Here is a 15,351-nt window from a genome sequence, read left to right on the forward strand (position 1 = left end):
ACGAGTAAGGAATATTTCCAACGCAAAGATAGCGTTATCATTTTGTTGAACTTTAGCCTAACGTGGAAATTTGTAAAGAATTATCCATACTGCATTGCACAACGTGCGTCGCAAAGCTGCAACGACGCAAGGCTTTCCTGCTATGCTACGCAACCAACAACAAGAGACCGCGCCCATGACCGACGCCCGCCAATTGACCGGCCAAGACTACAAAACCCTGACGCTGGCGGCCTTGGGCGGGGCGCTGGAATTCTACGATTTCATCATCTTCGTTTTTTTCGCCAACGCCATTGGCCAGCTGTTCTTCCCGGCCGAAATGCCGGACTGGCTGCGCACCCTGCAAACCTTCGGCATCTTCGCCGCCGGCTATGTGGTGCGGCCGCTGGGCGGCATCGTCATGGCACACTTCGGCGACCTGCTGGGCCGCAAGCGCATGTTCACGCTGTCGATCCTGATGATGGCCGTGCCGACGCTGACCATCGGCCTGCTGCCGACTTACGCCAGCATCGGCCTGGCCGCCCCGCTGCTGTTGCTGTTGATGCGCGTGTTCCAGGGTGCTGCGGTGGGCGGCGAAGTGCCGGGCGCCTGGGTGTTCGTTTCCGAGCACGTGCCGGCGCGGCATACCGGCTATGCCTGCGGCATGCTGACTGCCGGCCTGACCTTCGGCATTCTGCTGGGCTCTTTAGTCGCCACCGGCATCAACACCGCCTATCAGCCGGATGAAGTGCTGGCCGGCGCCTGGCGCTGGCCGTTCCTGCTGGGCGGCGTGTTCGGCCTGGGTGCGATGTATCTGCGCCGCTGGCTGCACGAAACGCCGGTCTTTGCCGAGATGGCGCAGCGCAAGGCGCTGGCCGCAGAGATGCCGCTGAAGTCCGTGCTGCGCAACCATCGCGGCGCCGTCATCGTCTCCATGCTGCTGACCTGGATGCTGTCGGCCGGCATCGTGGTGGTGATCCTGATGACGCCAGCACTGCTACAAAAGATCTATCACGTCGACGCCCGCACTTCGCTGGTGGCCAATACTGTCGCCACGCTGTGCCTGGCCTTCGGCTGTATCTTCTACGGTGTGCTGGCCGATCGGCTTGGCGCCAAGCCGGTACTGCTGGTCGGCTCGGCGCTGCTGGCCGTATGCACCTACGTCTTCTACACCAAGCTGCGCGCGCAGCCGGAACTGCTGCTGCCGCTGTACGGGCTGACCGGCTTCGCGGTGGGGGTCGTGGGCGCCGTGCCGAGTGTGCTGGTGCGGGCTTTTCCGCCGCAGGTGCGCTTCTCCGGCTTGTCGTTTTCGTATAACGTCGCCTACGCCATCTTCGGTGGCCTGACGCCGGTGATGGTCACGCTGATGCTGAAGAACGATCCGCTGGCGCCGGCCTGGTATGTTATCGCCGTCTGCCTGATAGGCATGCTGACGGCGCTGTTTGTCCGGCCCGCACCATCGACAGCAAGGCCAGTGCCAGCATAACGCTGGGCACGGTCAAGGCAGTGATCAAGCGCTGCGTCAGCGGCGCGGCATCGCTCCGTGCAGAACATAGGCTGACCGCTGCGGGGATAGCGCCGCCTAGTCGATGTATTTGAGACCCGCCTGTTCCAGCGGGCCGCGCATATTGTACATATCCAGGCCCAGCACGCCTGCCGCCAGCCTGGCGCGCTTCTCACCTTCAAGGTCTTCGCGTTGTTGCGCGACGGTGGCGACACGCGATGCGTCGGCGGCTGGCACGACCACCACGCCATCGTCATCGGCGATGATGGCGTCGCCAGGGTTGACCAGCTGCCCGGCGCACAGCACCGGAATGTTGACCGAACCCAGGGTGGATTTGATGCAGCCCTTGGCGCTGATATTTTTGCTCCATACCGGGAAGCCCATCTCCTTCAGGATGCGGACATCGCGCACGCCGGCGTCGATGATCAGCGCTTTCGCGCCGCGCGCCATGAAGCTGGTCGCCAGCAGGTCGCCGAAGTAGCCATCCGTGCAGTCGGCGGTGATGGCAGCAACGACGATGTCGCCCGGCTGTATCTGCTCCGCTACAACGTGCATCATCCAGTTGTCGCCGGGGTGCAGCAGCACGGTGACGGCGGTGCCAGCCACCTGTGCACCTGGAAAAATCGGGCGCATATAAGGTTTCAGCAGTCCCACGCGGCCCATCGCTTCGTGCACGGTGGCGCTGCCAAGCTGGCCGAGTTGGTCGACGTGTTCGCGTCCGGCGCGGACGATGTTGCGTTTTACGATACCTAGCTGGTTAATCAGTGGCGTGCTCATAATCCCCTCTCCTTCAGTGCGGCGTCCAGACGCGGGAAGACGCGGCGGGCGTTGTGTTCAAAGATGTTGGCGCGGTCTTCGCTGGTGAGGCTGGCCGCTTCGATATAGCGCTTGGTGTCGTCGTAGTAGTTGCCGGTTTCCGGATCGATGCCGCGCACGGCGCCGATCATCTCGGAAGCGAACAACACGTTTTTTACTGGTATCACCTTGGTCAGCAGGTCGATGCCCGGCTGGTGGTAGACGCAGGTGTCAAAGTAGATGTTGTTCAGCAGGTGCTCGGTGAGCAGTGGTTTTTTCATCTCCTGCGCCAGGCCACGGAATCGGCCCCAGTGATACGGCACGGCGCCGCCGCCATGCGGGATCAGGAACTTCAGCGTTGGGAAGTCCTTGAACAAGTCGCTGGTCAGGCATTGCATGAAGGCGGTGGTGTCGGCGTTCAGGTAGTGCGCCCCGGTGGTGTGGAAACACGCATTGCAGCTGGTGCTGACGTGGATCATTGCAGGAATGTCGTATTCCACCATCTTTTCGTAGATCGGATACCAGGATTGATCGGATAACGGCGGTGCGGTCCAGTGACCGCCGCTTGGATCTGGATTCAGGTTGATGCCAACCATGCCGTATTCCTTGACGCATTTCTCCAGTTCGGGGATACAGGTCGCCGGGTCGACACCTGGCGATTGCGGCAGCATGGCGGCGCCAATGAAGTGATCCGGGAACAGCTGGGCGACGCGCGCACACAGCTCATTGCAGATCGCGGCCCAGGTGGCGCTGGTGTTGAAGTCACCGATATGGTGGGCCATGAAGCTGGCGCGCGGCGAGAAGATGGTAAGGTCGGCGCCGCGCTCCTTCATCAGCCGCAGCTGATTGGTTTCGATGGACTCGCGCAGCTCATCGTCGCTGATGTTGAGGTCTGCGACTTTCGGGCCGAGTTCGGGTGTATTAAGGTTGGCGATTTGCTTGTTGCGCCATTCTTCCAGCGCCTTGGGGGCGGTGGTGTAGTGGCCGTGGCAGTCGATAATCATGTTGTTCCTTTTAGAGCGATTCGGCAATCAGCACTTCGCCGCGCATGATGGGACGGGCGGTACGCAGCAAGGCGGCGCGGGTGACTTTTCCGTTGTCCAGTGCGAGGGCGACGCTGAACTCGCCGGTGGGGTGTTCGATGGAGAGTGTTTTTTCGACGCCTTCAGCCACGCTGGCGATGCCGTCGGCGACGCTGCCCGGCAGGACGCAGGCGGTGGCTACGGTGACCGCCGCCAGCACGCCGATGGAGTCGTGGCAGACGTGCGGGATAAAGCAGCGCGTGCTGACCGCGCCGCCGGTACGCGGCGCGGCAATCAGGCACATTTTCGGGTAATTCTTCGCCGCTACGTCGCCCAGCCCCATCAGCGTGCCTGCGGCCAGGCGCAGTGCTTCAAGGCGGGCCCGCAGCTCGGCGCTGGCGCTAAGATCGGCGGCAGGCTCGTAGCCGGTGATGCCAAAATCGGCAGCGCGCACCAGCACCATCGGCATGCCGTTGTCGATCAGCGTGGCGTCGATCTCGAACGACGTGGACGGCGTGGAGACGGCGATACGGTTGCGCGCCCGGCCGGTGGGCAGCAGCGCGGCGCACACAGAGCCGGCGGTGTCGAGGAAGTTGATGCTGACTGGCGCGGCGGTGCCGGGCACGCCGTCAATGCGGGCGTCACCGCCGTATTGCAGCCGTCCGCCCGGCGTCTGCACGGTAACGTCGCATTGCATGCCGGTGTTCAGCGTGAGGATGCGCGCCGTGGTCACGCCATCGGCTACCGGCAGCAGTCCACGCTCCAGCGCAAACGGCAACACGGCCGCCAGCATATTGCCGCAGTTCGGCGTCACATCCACCGCATCACTGGCCGGCTGCAACTGCGCGAACAGGAAATCCAGATCCACACCTGGGGTGGTGCTGCGGCGCACGATGCCAGCCTTGCTGGTCAGCGGGTGCGCACCGCCCAGACCGTCGATCTGGCGCGGGTCCGGCGATCCCATGGCCGCCAGCAGCACGCGATCCCGGCCGGCGACATCCGCCGGCAAATCGGACTCCAGAAAAAATGGCCCGCGCGAGGTACCGCCGCGCATCAGCATGCAGGGAATGGCGCGCAGGTCGGAAGAAGGTCGCTGGTTCATGGGATGCTCAAAACAGGATGAATGCCCCCAGTATCCCCGCCGGGCCGCAGCGCATGGTTGCGTTGTGGACCGTGATTTGTTCTAATCTGCTTATCGAGCCCACTTTTTAGCACATCATGCACCTGGTCAGCCTGCGTCATCTGCACGCCTTTAACGCGGTCGCCGCCAGCGGAGGTATCCGCGCCTCGTCGGAAAGCCTGTACCGCGCCTCTTCCGCTGTCGCGCGCTCCGTGGCCTCGCTGGAGCACAGCCTGGATGCCCAGCTGTTTGAACGCAAGGGGCGCGGCATGTTGCTTACCGCAGCCGGTGACGTTGTGCGCAAACGCGCCGACCGCATCGAAGCGGAGCTGCATGCGGTGCGCGAAGACGCCGTCCGCCTGCGGGATCGCAGCGGCGCCAAGATCGGCGGGATCGAAGCACTGCTCAACGAACGCCGCCTGCAAGCTGCCGCCCTGCTGGCGGAAATGCACCACATGCCCAGCGTCGCCCACAGCATGGGCGTGTCGCAGTCCGCCGTCAGCCAGGCAGTGGCGCGGCTGGAGGACATGCTGGGCCAAGCCTTGTTCCTGCGCACCGCGCACGGCATGGTCCCGACCGATGCAGGGCGCCGCTGGACAGAGTCCTTTGAACGCGTGCTGGCCGAACTGCGTCACATCCCCGAAGACATTGCCGCCCTGGCCGGCGTGGTGCTGGGCGTCGTCACCATCGGCGCACTGCCGCTGGCCCGCTCGCAACTGCTGCCTACCGCTATCGCCTCGGTACTCAAGCGCCACCCGCAACTGCAAATCCGCTCACTCGAAAGTCCTTATGAAGAACTGACGGCCAGCCTGCTCAGCGGCCGCATCGACTTCATCGTCGGCGCCCAGCGCGCCGGTGGCGGAGACGCCTTCGAGTCGCGTTCGCTGTTCGAAGACAAGGCGGCACTGATCGCCCGCAAAGGCCACCCGCTTGCCAAGCGCGGCAAGCTGACGCTGCAAGACCTGGCCGGCTATCCATGGGTGCTGTCCCGCAGCGGCGTGCCGCTACGCGAATCATTGGTGCAGTTCTTCCAGCAACAAGGCGCACAGCCGCCCTCGCCCGCCGTGGAAACCGGCGATCTCGCATTGCTGCGCGGCTTGCTGGTGTCCAGCGACATGCTGACCGTGCTGTCGGCACACCAGCTGCACCACGAAGTGCAGACCAATCAGCTGGTCGTGCTGCCGTTCGAGATGACCGGCATGGAGCGCGGCATCGGCATCACCACCCGCAAAAACACCCATCTCTCCCCTGGCGCCTATGCGCTGCTGGGCGAGATAGAAGCCATCAGCACGCGCTGGCGATAAGCAGATTGAAACGGTTCGGCAAGCAAAAGCAATACTCCATCTCCTGTCCAAACATACACTGGTGAAGCGGTGGCGGTGCATATCGCCTTTACACCTCTTTACATAAAACCATAATCCAGACAGGAGACTTAATGAATATAGGACAAACGCTCGACGTCCGGGCACATATCAACAGCCGCAAGATGAGCGGCAACCAGTGGCTGCTGCTGGCCCTCTGCTTTCTGATCGTCGCTACCGATGGCATGGACGTTGCCATCATGGGTTTCCTGGCGCCGGACATCACCAGGGAGTGGGGCATTTCGCGTGCCGCCTTTGGCATAGTAATGAGTGCAGCACCGATCGGCCTTGCCATCGGCGCCATTCTGGTCGGTCCGATGTCGGACCGCTTCGGCCGCAAGAAGCTGCTGATGACCTCCGTCGCCTGGTTCGGCAGCTTCAGCGTGCTGTGTGCTTTCGCCAACGATGTCACCACCCTCTCGCTGCTGCGCTTCCTGACCGGCCTCGGTCTCGGTGCAGCCATGCCCAACACCACGACGCTGCTGTCGGAATACGTGCCGGAACGCTCGCGCTCCACGCTGCTGGCCATCATGTTCACCGGCTTTAATCTTGGTTCGGCGCTGGTCGGTTTCGGCGCTGCCGCGCTGCTGCCGCACTACGGCTGGCGCGCGGTGCTGGTGGTCGGCGGCGCGATTCCCCTGCTTTGCCTGCCCTTCTACCTGCTGTTGATACCGGAATCGGTACGCTTCCTGGTGGTGCGCAAATTTCCGGCCGAGCGTATCGGCCGCACGCTGCGCCGCGTGGTCGGCGGCGAGGTGCCTGCCAACGCGCAGTTCACCATCAGCGAACCGCAGGTGACCGGCTCGCAGCCGGGCAAGGTACTGTTGTCTTCCGCTTATCGCGCGACCACGCTGTCATTGTGGGGCACATATTTCATGGGCCTGCTGGTGATTTACCTGCTGAGCGGCTGGCTGCCGACCATGATCAAGGACGCCGGCCTGCCGATCGAGCGCGCCGCCAACATCACCGCGCTGTTCCAGCTGGGCGGCACCGTCGGCGCGCTGCTGGTCGGCTATTTCATGGACCGCGTGTCGCCGAACAAGGTGATTTCCGCAGCCTATATGGGCGGCGCCATTTTCATCCTGGCGCTGGCCTCGGGCAGCGTAGAATCGTCGATGTTCGCGGCCTTCGTGCTGCTGGCGGGCTTCTGCATGAGCGGCGCCCAGACCGGGCTGAATGCCTATGCGCCATCATGCTATCCGACCGCAGTGCGCGCCACGGGCGTCAGCTGGATGCAGGGCATGGGCCGCTTCGGCAGCATCTTCGGCTCCTTCGCCGGCGGCGTGCTGCTGTCGATGGGATGGGGCTTCAGCGCGGTGATTGCCATCCTCGCCGGACCGGCCACGCTGGCGGCCATTTTCATCATCATGAACAAGTTCGGCCAACGTAGCGCCGCAGTCAAAGCATAGGAATCATCATGGCAAACATCATCGGCGCCATCGCCTCCTCCCATACCCCGACCATCGGCTTTGCGCTGGACGCCAACAAACAGCAGGACGCCGCCTGGGCGCCCATCTTCAAAGCCTACGAACCGGTGCAGCAATGGCTGGCGGAGAAAAAGCCGGACGTCATGCTGGTCATCTACAACGACCATGTGACCTCGTTCTTCTTCGACCACTACTCGGCTTTCGCGCTGGGCATCGGCGAACGCTACCAGGCGGCCGACGAAGGCGGCGGCGCACGCAAGTTGCCACCGATCGCCGGTCATGCGGGTCTGGCGCGCCATATCGGCCAATCGCTGATGGCGGACGAATTCGATATGTCCTTCTTCCAGGACAAAGGACTGGACCACGGCTGCTTCTCGCCGTTGTCCATCCTGTGGCCGCACGAGCAACAGTGGCCGGGCAAGATCGTGCCGCTGCAAATCGGCGTGTTGCAGTTTCCGGTGCCGTCTGCGCGCCGCTGCTACAAGCTTGGTCAAGGGCTGCGGCGCGCCATCGAAAGCTATCCGGAAGACCTGAACGTGGTGCTGGTGGCCACCGGCGGCCTGTCACATCAGGTGCACGGCGAGCGGGCTGGCTTCAACAACACGCCATGGGACCATCAGTTCCTCGACCTGTTCGAGAACGATCCGGACACGCTGCTCAACATGACGCACGCCGACTTCGCCCGCCTGGGCGGCTGGGAAAGCGCCGAAGTGGTGATGTGGATGGCGATGCGCGGCGCTATGTCGGACAAGGTGAGTTGCGTGCACCGCGAATACTATCTGCCATCGATGACCGGCATCGCGGTGGCGCTGTACGAGAACGCGGCGTCCACCGACCAGTCCTTGAACGCGGCCGCCATCGAAGCGCACCGCGCCCACATGGCGCATCAGACCAAGGGTGTCGAAGAGCTGCCGGGTACGTATCCATTCACGCTGGAGACCAGCGTGCGCGCCTACCGCATCAACAAGTATCTGCACCAGCTGGTCGATCCGGCTTTCCGCGCGCAGTTCAAGGAAACGCCGGAAGCCACCTACGACGCCGCCGACCTGACGCCACAGGAACGTGACCTCGTCTCCCGCCGCGACTGGCGCGGCATGATCCAGTACGGCGTGATCTTCTTCCTGCTGGAGAAGCTGGGGGCCGTGGTCGGCGTCTCCAACCTGCACATCTACGCCGCCATGCGCGGGCAATCGCTGGAAGATTTTCAGAAGACCCGTAACGCGCCTGGCGCGCTGTACTCGGTCGGCTCCAGCGCCGCCTGGGACAAAAAATAAACCAGAACGAGGAGACTACAATGAACAAAACCATCTATGCTGCCATGGCAGCAGCCCTGGCTGCGGGCGCAGCACAAGCGCAGAGCAACGTCACCATGTACGGCATCATCGACGCCGCTGTCGAGTATTACAGCAATGCCGACGCCGCCGGCAACAACCTGACACGCATGCCCAGCCTGGGCGGCGGCATGTTCCCGTCACGCTTGGGCTTTCGCGGCAGCGAAGATCTGGGCGATGGCCTGAAAGCCATCTTCCAGCTGGAGAACGGCTTCGCGCCGGATACCGGCACGCTGGGACAGAACCGCCTGTTCGGCCGCCAGGCCTGGGTCGGCCTGCAAGGCAAATGGGGACAGCTGACGTTTGGCCGCAACTACAATATGCTGAACATTTCGACCTATGACGTCGACATCATCGGCCCATCGCAGTATGGCCTCGGTTCGCTGGACTCATTCATTCCGAACGGCCGTAGCGACAACTCGATCGCCTATCGCGGCACCTTCAGCGGCGTCACCATCGGCGGCACTTATAGCCTGGGCCGCGACACCTCGTCCGCCGGCGGTCCTGCCGGCACCGGCTGCGCTGGCGAAAGCGCGACCGACGCCACTGCCTGCCGCGAATGGTCCGCCCTGCTGCGCTACGACGCCCCAGGCTATGCACTGATCGGCGCCTATGATCGCATTTATGGCGGCGCCGGCGCCGCCAATGGACTGAACAGCAGCGACAAGACCGACAGCCGCGCCCACATCGCCGCCTTCTTCAAGCAGGAAGACTGGAAGCTCGGCGTCGGCATCATCCAGCGTAACAACGAGGGCTCGGCCACGCAGCCGCGCAGCAATCTGGTCTATCTCGGCGCAGCCTACAACGTCACGCCGTTCTTCACGCTGGACGGCCAGGTCGCCCGACTGAATTATCGCGCCACCAATAACGACAGCAAACAGTTCCTGCTGCGCGGCGTGTATAACCTGTCCAAGCGCAGCGCGGTCTACGTGGCTATCGGCCGCATCGACAACGACGGCACGGCAGCGCTGGCGCTCAGCGCGGGCGGCTCCACCGCAGCCGGCTTGAACCAGAACGGCATCATCACCGGCATCAAGCACTCGTTCTGATACCGTTTTCAGTATCTGTCGCGTGAAAAAAGTTATTGGTCTTTTCTGCATGGTTGCCCCAACAATTGTTAAAACAAAAACCTGGAGACATCATGCAAGAAAAGATCCAGCGCTGGCCGCAACGGCTGGCGCTCACGCCACTATGGCTGATGGCATTGGCGTTGCCGTCCATGGCGCAAGTCGCGCCGGGGACGGCCGCCGGTTCCAATCCCATCATCCGCGACCGCTTCACCGCCGATCCCGCACCACTGGTGGTCGGCGACACCTTGTATCTGTACGTGGGCCACGACGAGGCGCAACGCGACGAAATGTTCAATATGCGCGAATGGCTGGTGTACTCCACCAAGGACATGCGCACCTGGACCAGCCATGCGCCGATCATGAACGTCAAGGATTTCAAATGGGCCAAGGCAGACGCCTGGGCTTCGCAGACCATTGAAAAGAACGGCAAGTTCTACTTCTATGCGGCGGTGGAACATGACGCCACCCATCCGGGCAAGGCGATCGCGGTGGCGGTGTCCGACAAGCCGACCGGCCCCTTTGTCGACGCACGCGGTTCAGCGCTGGTCACCAACCAGATGACGCCGAAAGGCACGCATAGCTGGGAAGACATCGATCCCACCGTCTTCACCGACGATGACGGCACCACCTGGCTGGCCTGGGGCAATCGACAGTGCTACATCGCCAGGCTGAAGCCAAATATGACCGAGCTGGATGGCCCGATCCAGGAGATCACGCCGCCGCACTTTGAAGAAGGTCCGTGGCTGCACAAGCGTGGCAATCTGTACTACCTGACCTATGCCTCGCTGGACCGCAGCACGCAGCGCGACGAGCATGTTTCCTACTCCACCGCGCCATCGATCACCGGTCCGTGGACCTATCGCGGCCTGCTGACCGGCTCCGGAAAATACAGCTTCACCATCCATCCGGGCATCGTGCAGTTCAAGGATAACTGGTATCTGTTCCTGCACAACGCCACGCTATCGATCGGCGACCAGAATGGCGCCATCGGCCGCCGCGCGGTCACCGTCGAGCACCTGCAATACAATGCCGACGGCAGCATGAAGCCGGTGGTGCAAACCGGCGCCGGCGTCACGCTGCCGCCGCCCGCGCAATGAGCGCCCCCGCCAGGCGTATGAAGGCCAGGCTGATGTCCTTGCTGGTCATGGGCGCCTTCGTGGGCGACGCCGCTGCAGCCGCCACCGATCCGCTGGCGCCCACTGCGCGCTGGAGCGCCTACAGCGCCGGCCGCGCGGCCACGCTGCCGATGGGCTGGAGCAGCTGGAACGCCTTCGCCACCGATATCGACGAGGCCAAAATTCTCGGCTCGGCACAACGCATCATCGACAGCGGCCTGGCCGCCAAGGGTTACCGCTACATCACTGCGCGCCTATGGCGCCAATAGTCCCAAGGTCCGCTCCGGCGAATACCGCGCGCTGGCGCCTGTGCTGGACCTGCAGTCGGTGAATCGCAGCGACATCGCCGCGGTGCAGTCGGAGTTCAAGGAGATCAACGCGGCGCTGCTGCGCCACAATCCGGATGGCGACTTCCTGCTGTCACTGTGCGTATGGGGCGCGGCCAATGTACGCGCCTGGGGCAAGGACTACGGCAATATCTCGCGCACCAGCGACGACATCACGCCATCCTGGACCCGCATGCTGACCAATTTCGACAGCGCCTCGCGGCGCGAACTGTACGCCCACCCCGGCAGCTGGAACGATCCCGACATGCTGTTCATCGGCAAAGGCGATTTCGATGCCAATCACCTGACCGAGGCGCGCTCGCATTTCGCCTTATGGGCCATGGTGAACGCGCCACTGATGCTTGGCACCGACCTGCGCACGACAGCGCCGGCGCTGATGGACATCGTTGGCAACGCCGAGATCATCGCGCTGAATCAGGACCCGGCCGGCAACCAGGCCACACTGGCGTATGACGCCGACGATCTGAGCATCCTGGTGAAGCCGCTGGCCTCAGGCCAGAAAGCGGTGGCTATCTTCAACCGGGGACTGGCGCCGATTGACGTCGACCTGATGGCCGAGCACCTGAAATTGCGCAAGGACGCAGCCATCACGCTGACCGATCTCTGGACCGGAACCAGCAGCACCTTCACCGCAGCGACCAGGTTGCGCGTGGCGCCGCGCGAGACGCTGGTGTTCCGCGCCAATGGCGAGCGCGCGCTGGCGAACGGCGTGTATTTGTCGGAGCAACCGGGCAGCGTCAATCCGGCGGTGGACGGCGTAACCCGGCCGCAGGCCGATCCGACCGTCTTCCGCTCATCGGCAGGATGGTTCGGCACCAAGGGCGCGGGAGAGCGGCCGATGTATGCTGGCTGGGGTGGCGCGCGCGCCGACAGTACGCCTTACGGGCAAACGCTGCAAATCGCTGGTGTCGGCTATGCTGCCGGCATTGGCGTGCTGGCCAACTCGCGGCTGGAAGTGCGCAACCACGGCTATCGCAGCCTGACTGCCAAGGTGGGCGTCGATGATTCGGCGCGTGATCGCCGCGCTGCCGTGACCTTCATGATGTATGGCGACGGCAAGCTGCTGGCCAAGAGCAAAGCGCTGCGCTGGGGGCAGCCGGCGCAAGCCTTGAACGCCAACGTCGAGGGTGTGAAGATCGTTGAACTGGTGGCCCGCAGCACGGCGGACGACAACGAGCAGTTGCCTGTCTCGTGGGGTGACGCCGCGCTACGCTCCAATTGAAGTAGCGGCAGTGCGGAGCATGCGCCCCGCACTGCCATCACGTCCTTAGAAGTTCATGCGGACGCCAACACGGTAGGTACGGCCCACCGAGTCATACAGCGCAGGATTCAGGCCCAGGCTCAGATTGGTCTGCGGCACCAGCACCGGCGCGCGGTCGGCCAGGTTGTCGATCTTGAAGTAGGCCGATACCTGTTTCGACACGTTGTAGCTGCCGCCAAAGTCGAAATACACCGCGCCAGGCATGTGATTGTCGTAGATGGTCGGATGCGCGGCGGTCGGCAGCGGACAATTGGTCTGGCACTCGATGTACTCGTTGTTGAATACACCGGCGCCGATCCAGCGCTCGCTCAGGTTCAGGCTCAGCTTGCCGCCCATCAGGCCATCCCACGATTGCGATACCAGCGCCTTCCACTTCGGCGTCGCACCCGTCATGGCGCCGGCGCCTTCAATCGGCGTCGTGCCAGGCACGCCCGGATCAGAGATCGAGTGGATCATGCGCGAAGCCAGGCCACGCAGCGTGATGCTGCCCGGCAGGCCGAAGTCGCTCATGTTCTTGCGGTAGGCCATCTCGAAGTCAATGCCGCGCGTATGCAGGGAAGCAAAGTTGAAGCTCTGCGCCAGCACATAGTTGGTGCCGGTAGGCCCGTTGATCGACACCGCCGAGCAGACCTGCTGATTGCCGCCGTAGCACAGGTCGACTTCCTGCTGCGGATTCAGCGAGCTGATGACGTTCTGCACCTTGATGTCATAGTAGTCGACCGAGAAGTTGAAGTTGCGCGCCCAGCTTGGCTGGCTCAGCACGATGCCGAACGAGTTGTTGCGCGCCTCTTCCGGTTTCAGCGCAGGATTGCCGACGTTGCGCTGCTGGATCTGGATTGACTGGCCCTGGTTGTTGTTGACCGCCTGGTTGGTCACGGTCATGGCCGCATACAGCTCGGACAGATTCGGCGCACGCACGTCGGACGACGCCACAGCGCGCAGGCGCAGGCCGTCGATCGGGGTTTGCCAAGTGGCGCCCAGCTTCCAGGCACGGGCCTTGCCGGCCGTGCTGTACTTCTCTTCGCGGTCGGCGATGTTCAGGTTGGCTTCACCCCAGGTGGCCGACTTCAGGAACGGGATGTTCAATTCCACATAGGCTTCCTTGACGTTGAACGCGCCCTCGCCGTTGTGATAGTTGCCCGCGAACCAGTTGTCACCGGTGACCGACAGGGTTGGATCAGCAGGATAGGTGGCGCTGTATGGCGACTCGGCCGCCAGGCCGGCGCCATACGGATCGCCGTACACTTTGTAGTCTTCGCGACGCCATTCGGCACCAAACGCGATCGAAATCGGACCAGCCCAGCCTTGCATCAATTCACCATTGATGTTAGCGCTAACAACATTTTGCGTCGAGTCAGTGTGCTGACGCGGCCCGCTGGACGGCGCGATGTAGTTCCATCCCGCCAAATTGATTGGGACCTGGCCGAAGATATTGATCGGCTGGCAGCCAGCGGCGCGGGCGGCGGCGCTGCGGCAGACGATCTGCCCGGTGGCCGGGTCCTTGATGGCGTCGATCGCAAAGTTATAGCGCGGGTTGAGCGTAATGTCCTTGACATCGATGATGGTCTTGTTCTCGCCGTGTTCAGCGTAAGCGTCGTACGACCATTCCTTGCCGAACATGCCGAACTTGCCGTTGGCGCCGATCACGAAACGGCGCTGCGTACGCGTCGGATGTACATTGATATTGGCCGGGAACTCGGCATTGGCAGTACCTACCGACATCACGCCGCTTGGATAGCCGGAAGCGCAACCAGCGGCAACCGAGGCTGGCAGGTAGGCATTGTCGCATTTGATCGACAGATTGCCCTGCTTGGCCGCACCAGGATTCGGCGAGAACACGGAGCTGACCTGCGCCCAGTTGCCAGTGACGTAGATTTCGTTGTCGGCATCCAGATCCCACGACACACGGCTGTAAGCCACCTGGCGCTTGAAGTTCATGGCCAGATTGGTGCCGGCGCCCACGCTGCCTTCACGGTCCCCGCCGATACAGAAGTTGCCGACGCAATCCGTACCGTACTGGAATGGGTATGGCGTGCCATTCGGACCGAAAGCGGTGCCACGCAGCGGGCCGTTGGTAATCAGGCCGTATTTGGCATACTGGATATGCTGGGCGTTGGTGATGCTCTTGTAGCGCGGCGCGCCGGCTGCCTGCATCTCCTTGGTCGATTCCTGCAATGCGGGATTGGTGTACCAGGTACGGCCGCCAGCGCCAACCTGGCCGAAGCCTGGCGAGTCGATGCCGTTCTGCTTGGTGAATTCGCCGCTCAGCGTAACGTGCAGGCGATCATCGACGAAGCCCTTGCCCCATGCAGCCTGCAAGGTGCCGCTCTTGTCGTCGTGGTACTTGGTCATGCCGCCCGAAATATTGGACTTGAAACCGGTGAATTTTTTATCGGTGATGAAGTTGACCACACCGCCGATGGCATCCGAGCCGTAGGACGCCGAGGCGCCGCCGGTCACCACGTCGACGCGCTTGACCAACAGCTGCGGGAACTGGCTGACGTCGGTGACGCCGGTCACGTTGGCGCCCACCACGCGCTGGCCGTCCAGCAGCGTCAGCGTACGCAGCGTGCCGAGGCCGCGCAGCGACAGCGAGGACAAGCCCTGGATGCCGCTGGACGTGCTGAAGGTATTGGTGGTGCGGCCGGTGCTGCCCTGCAGCGCCGGCAATTCGATCAGTGATTCGAAGATATTCGGTTTCGCCGCCTTATCAAGATCGGCGGACGACAGCGTCGTGGTCGGGGTCGGCTGGCTGAAACCGCGCGCGGCGATGCGCGAGCCGGACACGACGACGGTAGTTTCCGCAGTTGGCTGGGCAACCGGTGGCGTGCCATCCGCTGCCGCCGCTACCGGGGCCTGCGCCTGCTCCTGCGCAAAGGCTGGCGCAGCCAGCATGGCGCACGCGCCTGCGACTGCGATGTACATCAGTTTTTTTTGAAATGGTGTCTGCATGTGAGTCTCCGTTTTTGTAATCAGTGGCGCCGCCTGTGTGGTCAGACGATCTGCCTGTGCTGCAAACTTC

General features: G+C 63.0%; 12 protein-coding genes. 8 read left to right on the plus strand and 4 right to left on the minus strand.

The genetic code is table 11. The annotated features are described in order from the left end of the window. The first annotated feature begins 175 nt into the window (after positions 1-175). A complete protein-coding gene (locus tag BLS51_RS14880; protein WP_229207596.1) occupies positions 176-1,462 on the plus strand; it encodes an MFS transporter in 1,287 nt (428 codons plus the stop codon). Between the two features lie 96 nt (positions 1,463-1,558). Here BLS51_RS14880 and ligK read toward each other — a convergent pair whose 3' ends face one another. Genes ligK through BLS51_RS14895 form a run of 3 tightly spaced genes read right to left on the minus strand, consistent with a single transcriptional unit; the run spans position 1,559 to position 4,399 of the window. Further along, positions 1,559-2,242 carry a 4-carboxy-4-hydroxy-2-oxoadipate aldolase/oxaloacetate decarboxylase gene (gene ligK / locus BLS51_RS14885; RefSeq protein ID WP_090184709.1) on the minus strand — a complete coding sequence of 228 codons (684 nt, stop codon included), beginning with the start codon at positions 2,240-2,242 and terminating at the stop codon, positions 1,559-1,561. Between the two features lie 11 nt (positions 2,243-2,253). Beyond that, positions 2,254-3,279: an amidohydrolase family protein gene (locus BLS51_RS14890; RefSeq protein WP_090184426.1), complete on the minus strand. Its 1,026-nt coding sequence runs from the start codon at positions 3,277-3,279 to the stop codon at positions 2,254-2,256. A 10-nt stretch (positions 3,280-3,289) separates the two neighbouring features. Continuing rightward, positions 3,290-4,399 (minus strand): 4-oxalomesaconate tautomerase, encoded by a 1,110-nt coding sequence (locus BLS51_RS14895; protein WP_090184423.1) that lies wholly within the window; start codon positions 4,397-4,399, stop codon positions 3,290-3,292. 116 nt (positions 4,400-4,515) lie between these two features. Between BLS51_RS14895 and BLS51_RS14900 the strand changes: the two genes are divergently transcribed. The 7 genes from BLS51_RS14900 (at position 4,516) to BLS51_RS14925 (ending at position 12,290) form a co-directional block, all read left to right on the plus strand. Next, positions 4,516-5,721, plus strand: a complete 1,206-nt coding sequence (locus BLS51_RS14900; RefSeq protein WP_090184418.1) for a LysR family transcriptional regulator — start codon at positions 4,516-4,518, stop codon at positions 5,719-5,721. A gap of 131 nt (positions 5,722-5,852) precedes the next feature. Continuing rightward, positions 5,853-7,187, plus strand: coding sequence for an MFS transporter (locus tag BLS51_RS14905; RefSeq protein WP_090184415.1), 1,335 nt, complete (start codon positions 5,853-5,855; stop codon positions 7,185-7,187). Between the two features lie 8 nt (positions 7,188-7,195). Then, positions 7,196-8,479, plus strand: a complete 1,284-nt coding sequence (locus BLS51_RS14910; protein WP_090184412.1) for a gallate dioxygenase — start codon at positions 7,196-7,198, stop codon at positions 8,477-8,479. A 20-nt stretch (positions 8,480-8,499) separates the two neighbouring features. After that, the gene (locus tag BLS51_RS14915; protein WP_090184409.1) at positions 8,500-9,585 is read left to right on the plus strand and encodes a porin; all 1,086 of its coding nucleotides are present in this window, start codon (positions 8,500-8,502) and stop codon (positions 9,583-9,585) included. 92 nt (positions 9,586-9,677) lie between these two features. Beyond that, positions 9,678-10,703 (plus strand): glycoside hydrolase family 43 protein, encoded by a 1,026-nt coding sequence (locus BLS51_RS14920; RefSeq protein WP_229207595.1) that lies wholly within the window; start codon positions 9,678-9,680, stop codon positions 10,701-10,703. A 32-nt stretch (positions 10,704-10,735) separates the two neighbouring features. Next, the gene (locus BLS51_RS29980; RefSeq protein WP_217636446.1) at positions 10,736-10,990 is read left to right on the plus strand and encodes a hypothetical protein; all 255 of its coding nucleotides are present in this window, start codon (positions 10,736-10,738) and stop codon (positions 10,988-10,990) included. Between the two features lie 40 nt (positions 10,991-11,030). Then, positions 11,031-12,290 (plus strand): NPCBM/NEW2 domain-containing protein, encoded by a 1,260-nt coding sequence (locus tag BLS51_RS14925; protein ID WP_217636445.1) that lies wholly within the window; start codon positions 11,031-11,033, stop codon positions 12,288-12,290. Between the two features lie 45 nt (positions 12,291-12,335). Here the strand turns inward: BLS51_RS14925 and BLS51_RS14930 are convergent, their stop codons facing one another. Continuing rightward, positions 12,336-15,281 (minus strand): TonB-dependent receptor domain-containing protein, encoded by a 2,946-nt coding sequence (locus tag BLS51_RS14930; protein WP_229207594.1) that lies wholly within the window; start codon positions 15,279-15,281, stop codon positions 12,336-12,338. Between the last annotated feature and the right edge of the window lie 70 nt (positions 15,282-15,351).

Origin of the sequence: Duganella sp. OV510, from assembly GCF_900100205.1 — a bacterium.
GTDB lineage: Bacteria > Pseudomonadota > Gammaproteobacteria > Burkholderiales > Burkholderiaceae_D > Rugamonas.

What these genes read in the sequence shown, in the direction of transcription:
- BLS51_RS14880 (WP_229207596.1), top strand. Translation starts at nt 176, where the DNA reads ATGACCGACGCCCGCCAATTGACCGGCCAAGACTACAAAACCCTGACG.
- BLS51_RS14890 (WP_090184426.1), bottom strand. Translation starts at nt 3,279, where the DNA reads ATGATTATCGACTGCCACGGCCACTACACCACCGCCCCCAAGGCGCTG.
- BLS51_RS14895 (WP_090184423.1), bottom strand. Translation starts at nt 4,399, where the DNA reads ATGAACCAGCGACCTTCTTCCGACCTGCGCGCCATTCCCTGCATGCTG.
- BLS51_RS14900 (WP_090184418.1), top strand. Translation starts at nt 4,516, where the DNA reads ATGCACCTGGTCAGCCTGCGTCATCTGCACGCCTTTAACGCGGTCGCC.
- BLS51_RS14905 (WP_090184415.1), top strand. Translation starts at nt 5,853, where the DNA reads ATGAATATAGGACAAACGCTCGACGTCCGGGCACATATCAACAGCCGC.
- BLS51_RS14910 (WP_090184412.1), top strand. Translation starts at nt 7,196, where the DNA reads ATGGCAAACATCATCGGCGCCATCGCCTCCTCCCATACCCCGACCATC.
- BLS51_RS14915 (WP_090184409.1), top strand. Translation starts at nt 8,500, where the DNA reads ATGAACAAAACCATCTATGCTGCCATGGCAGCAGCCCTGGCTGCGGGC.
- BLS51_RS14920 (WP_229207595.1), top strand. Translation starts at nt 9,678, where the DNA reads ATGCAAGAAAAGATCCAGCGCTGGCCGCAACGGCTGGCGCTCACGCCA.
- BLS51_RS29980 (WP_217636446.1), top strand. Translation starts at nt 10,736, where the DNA reads ATGTCCTTGCTGGTCATGGGCGCCTTCGTGGGCGACGCCGCTGCAGCC.
- BLS51_RS14930 (WP_229207594.1), bottom strand. Translation starts at nt 15,281, where the DNA reads ATGCAGACACCATTTCAAAAAAAACTGATGTACATCGCAGTCGCAGGC.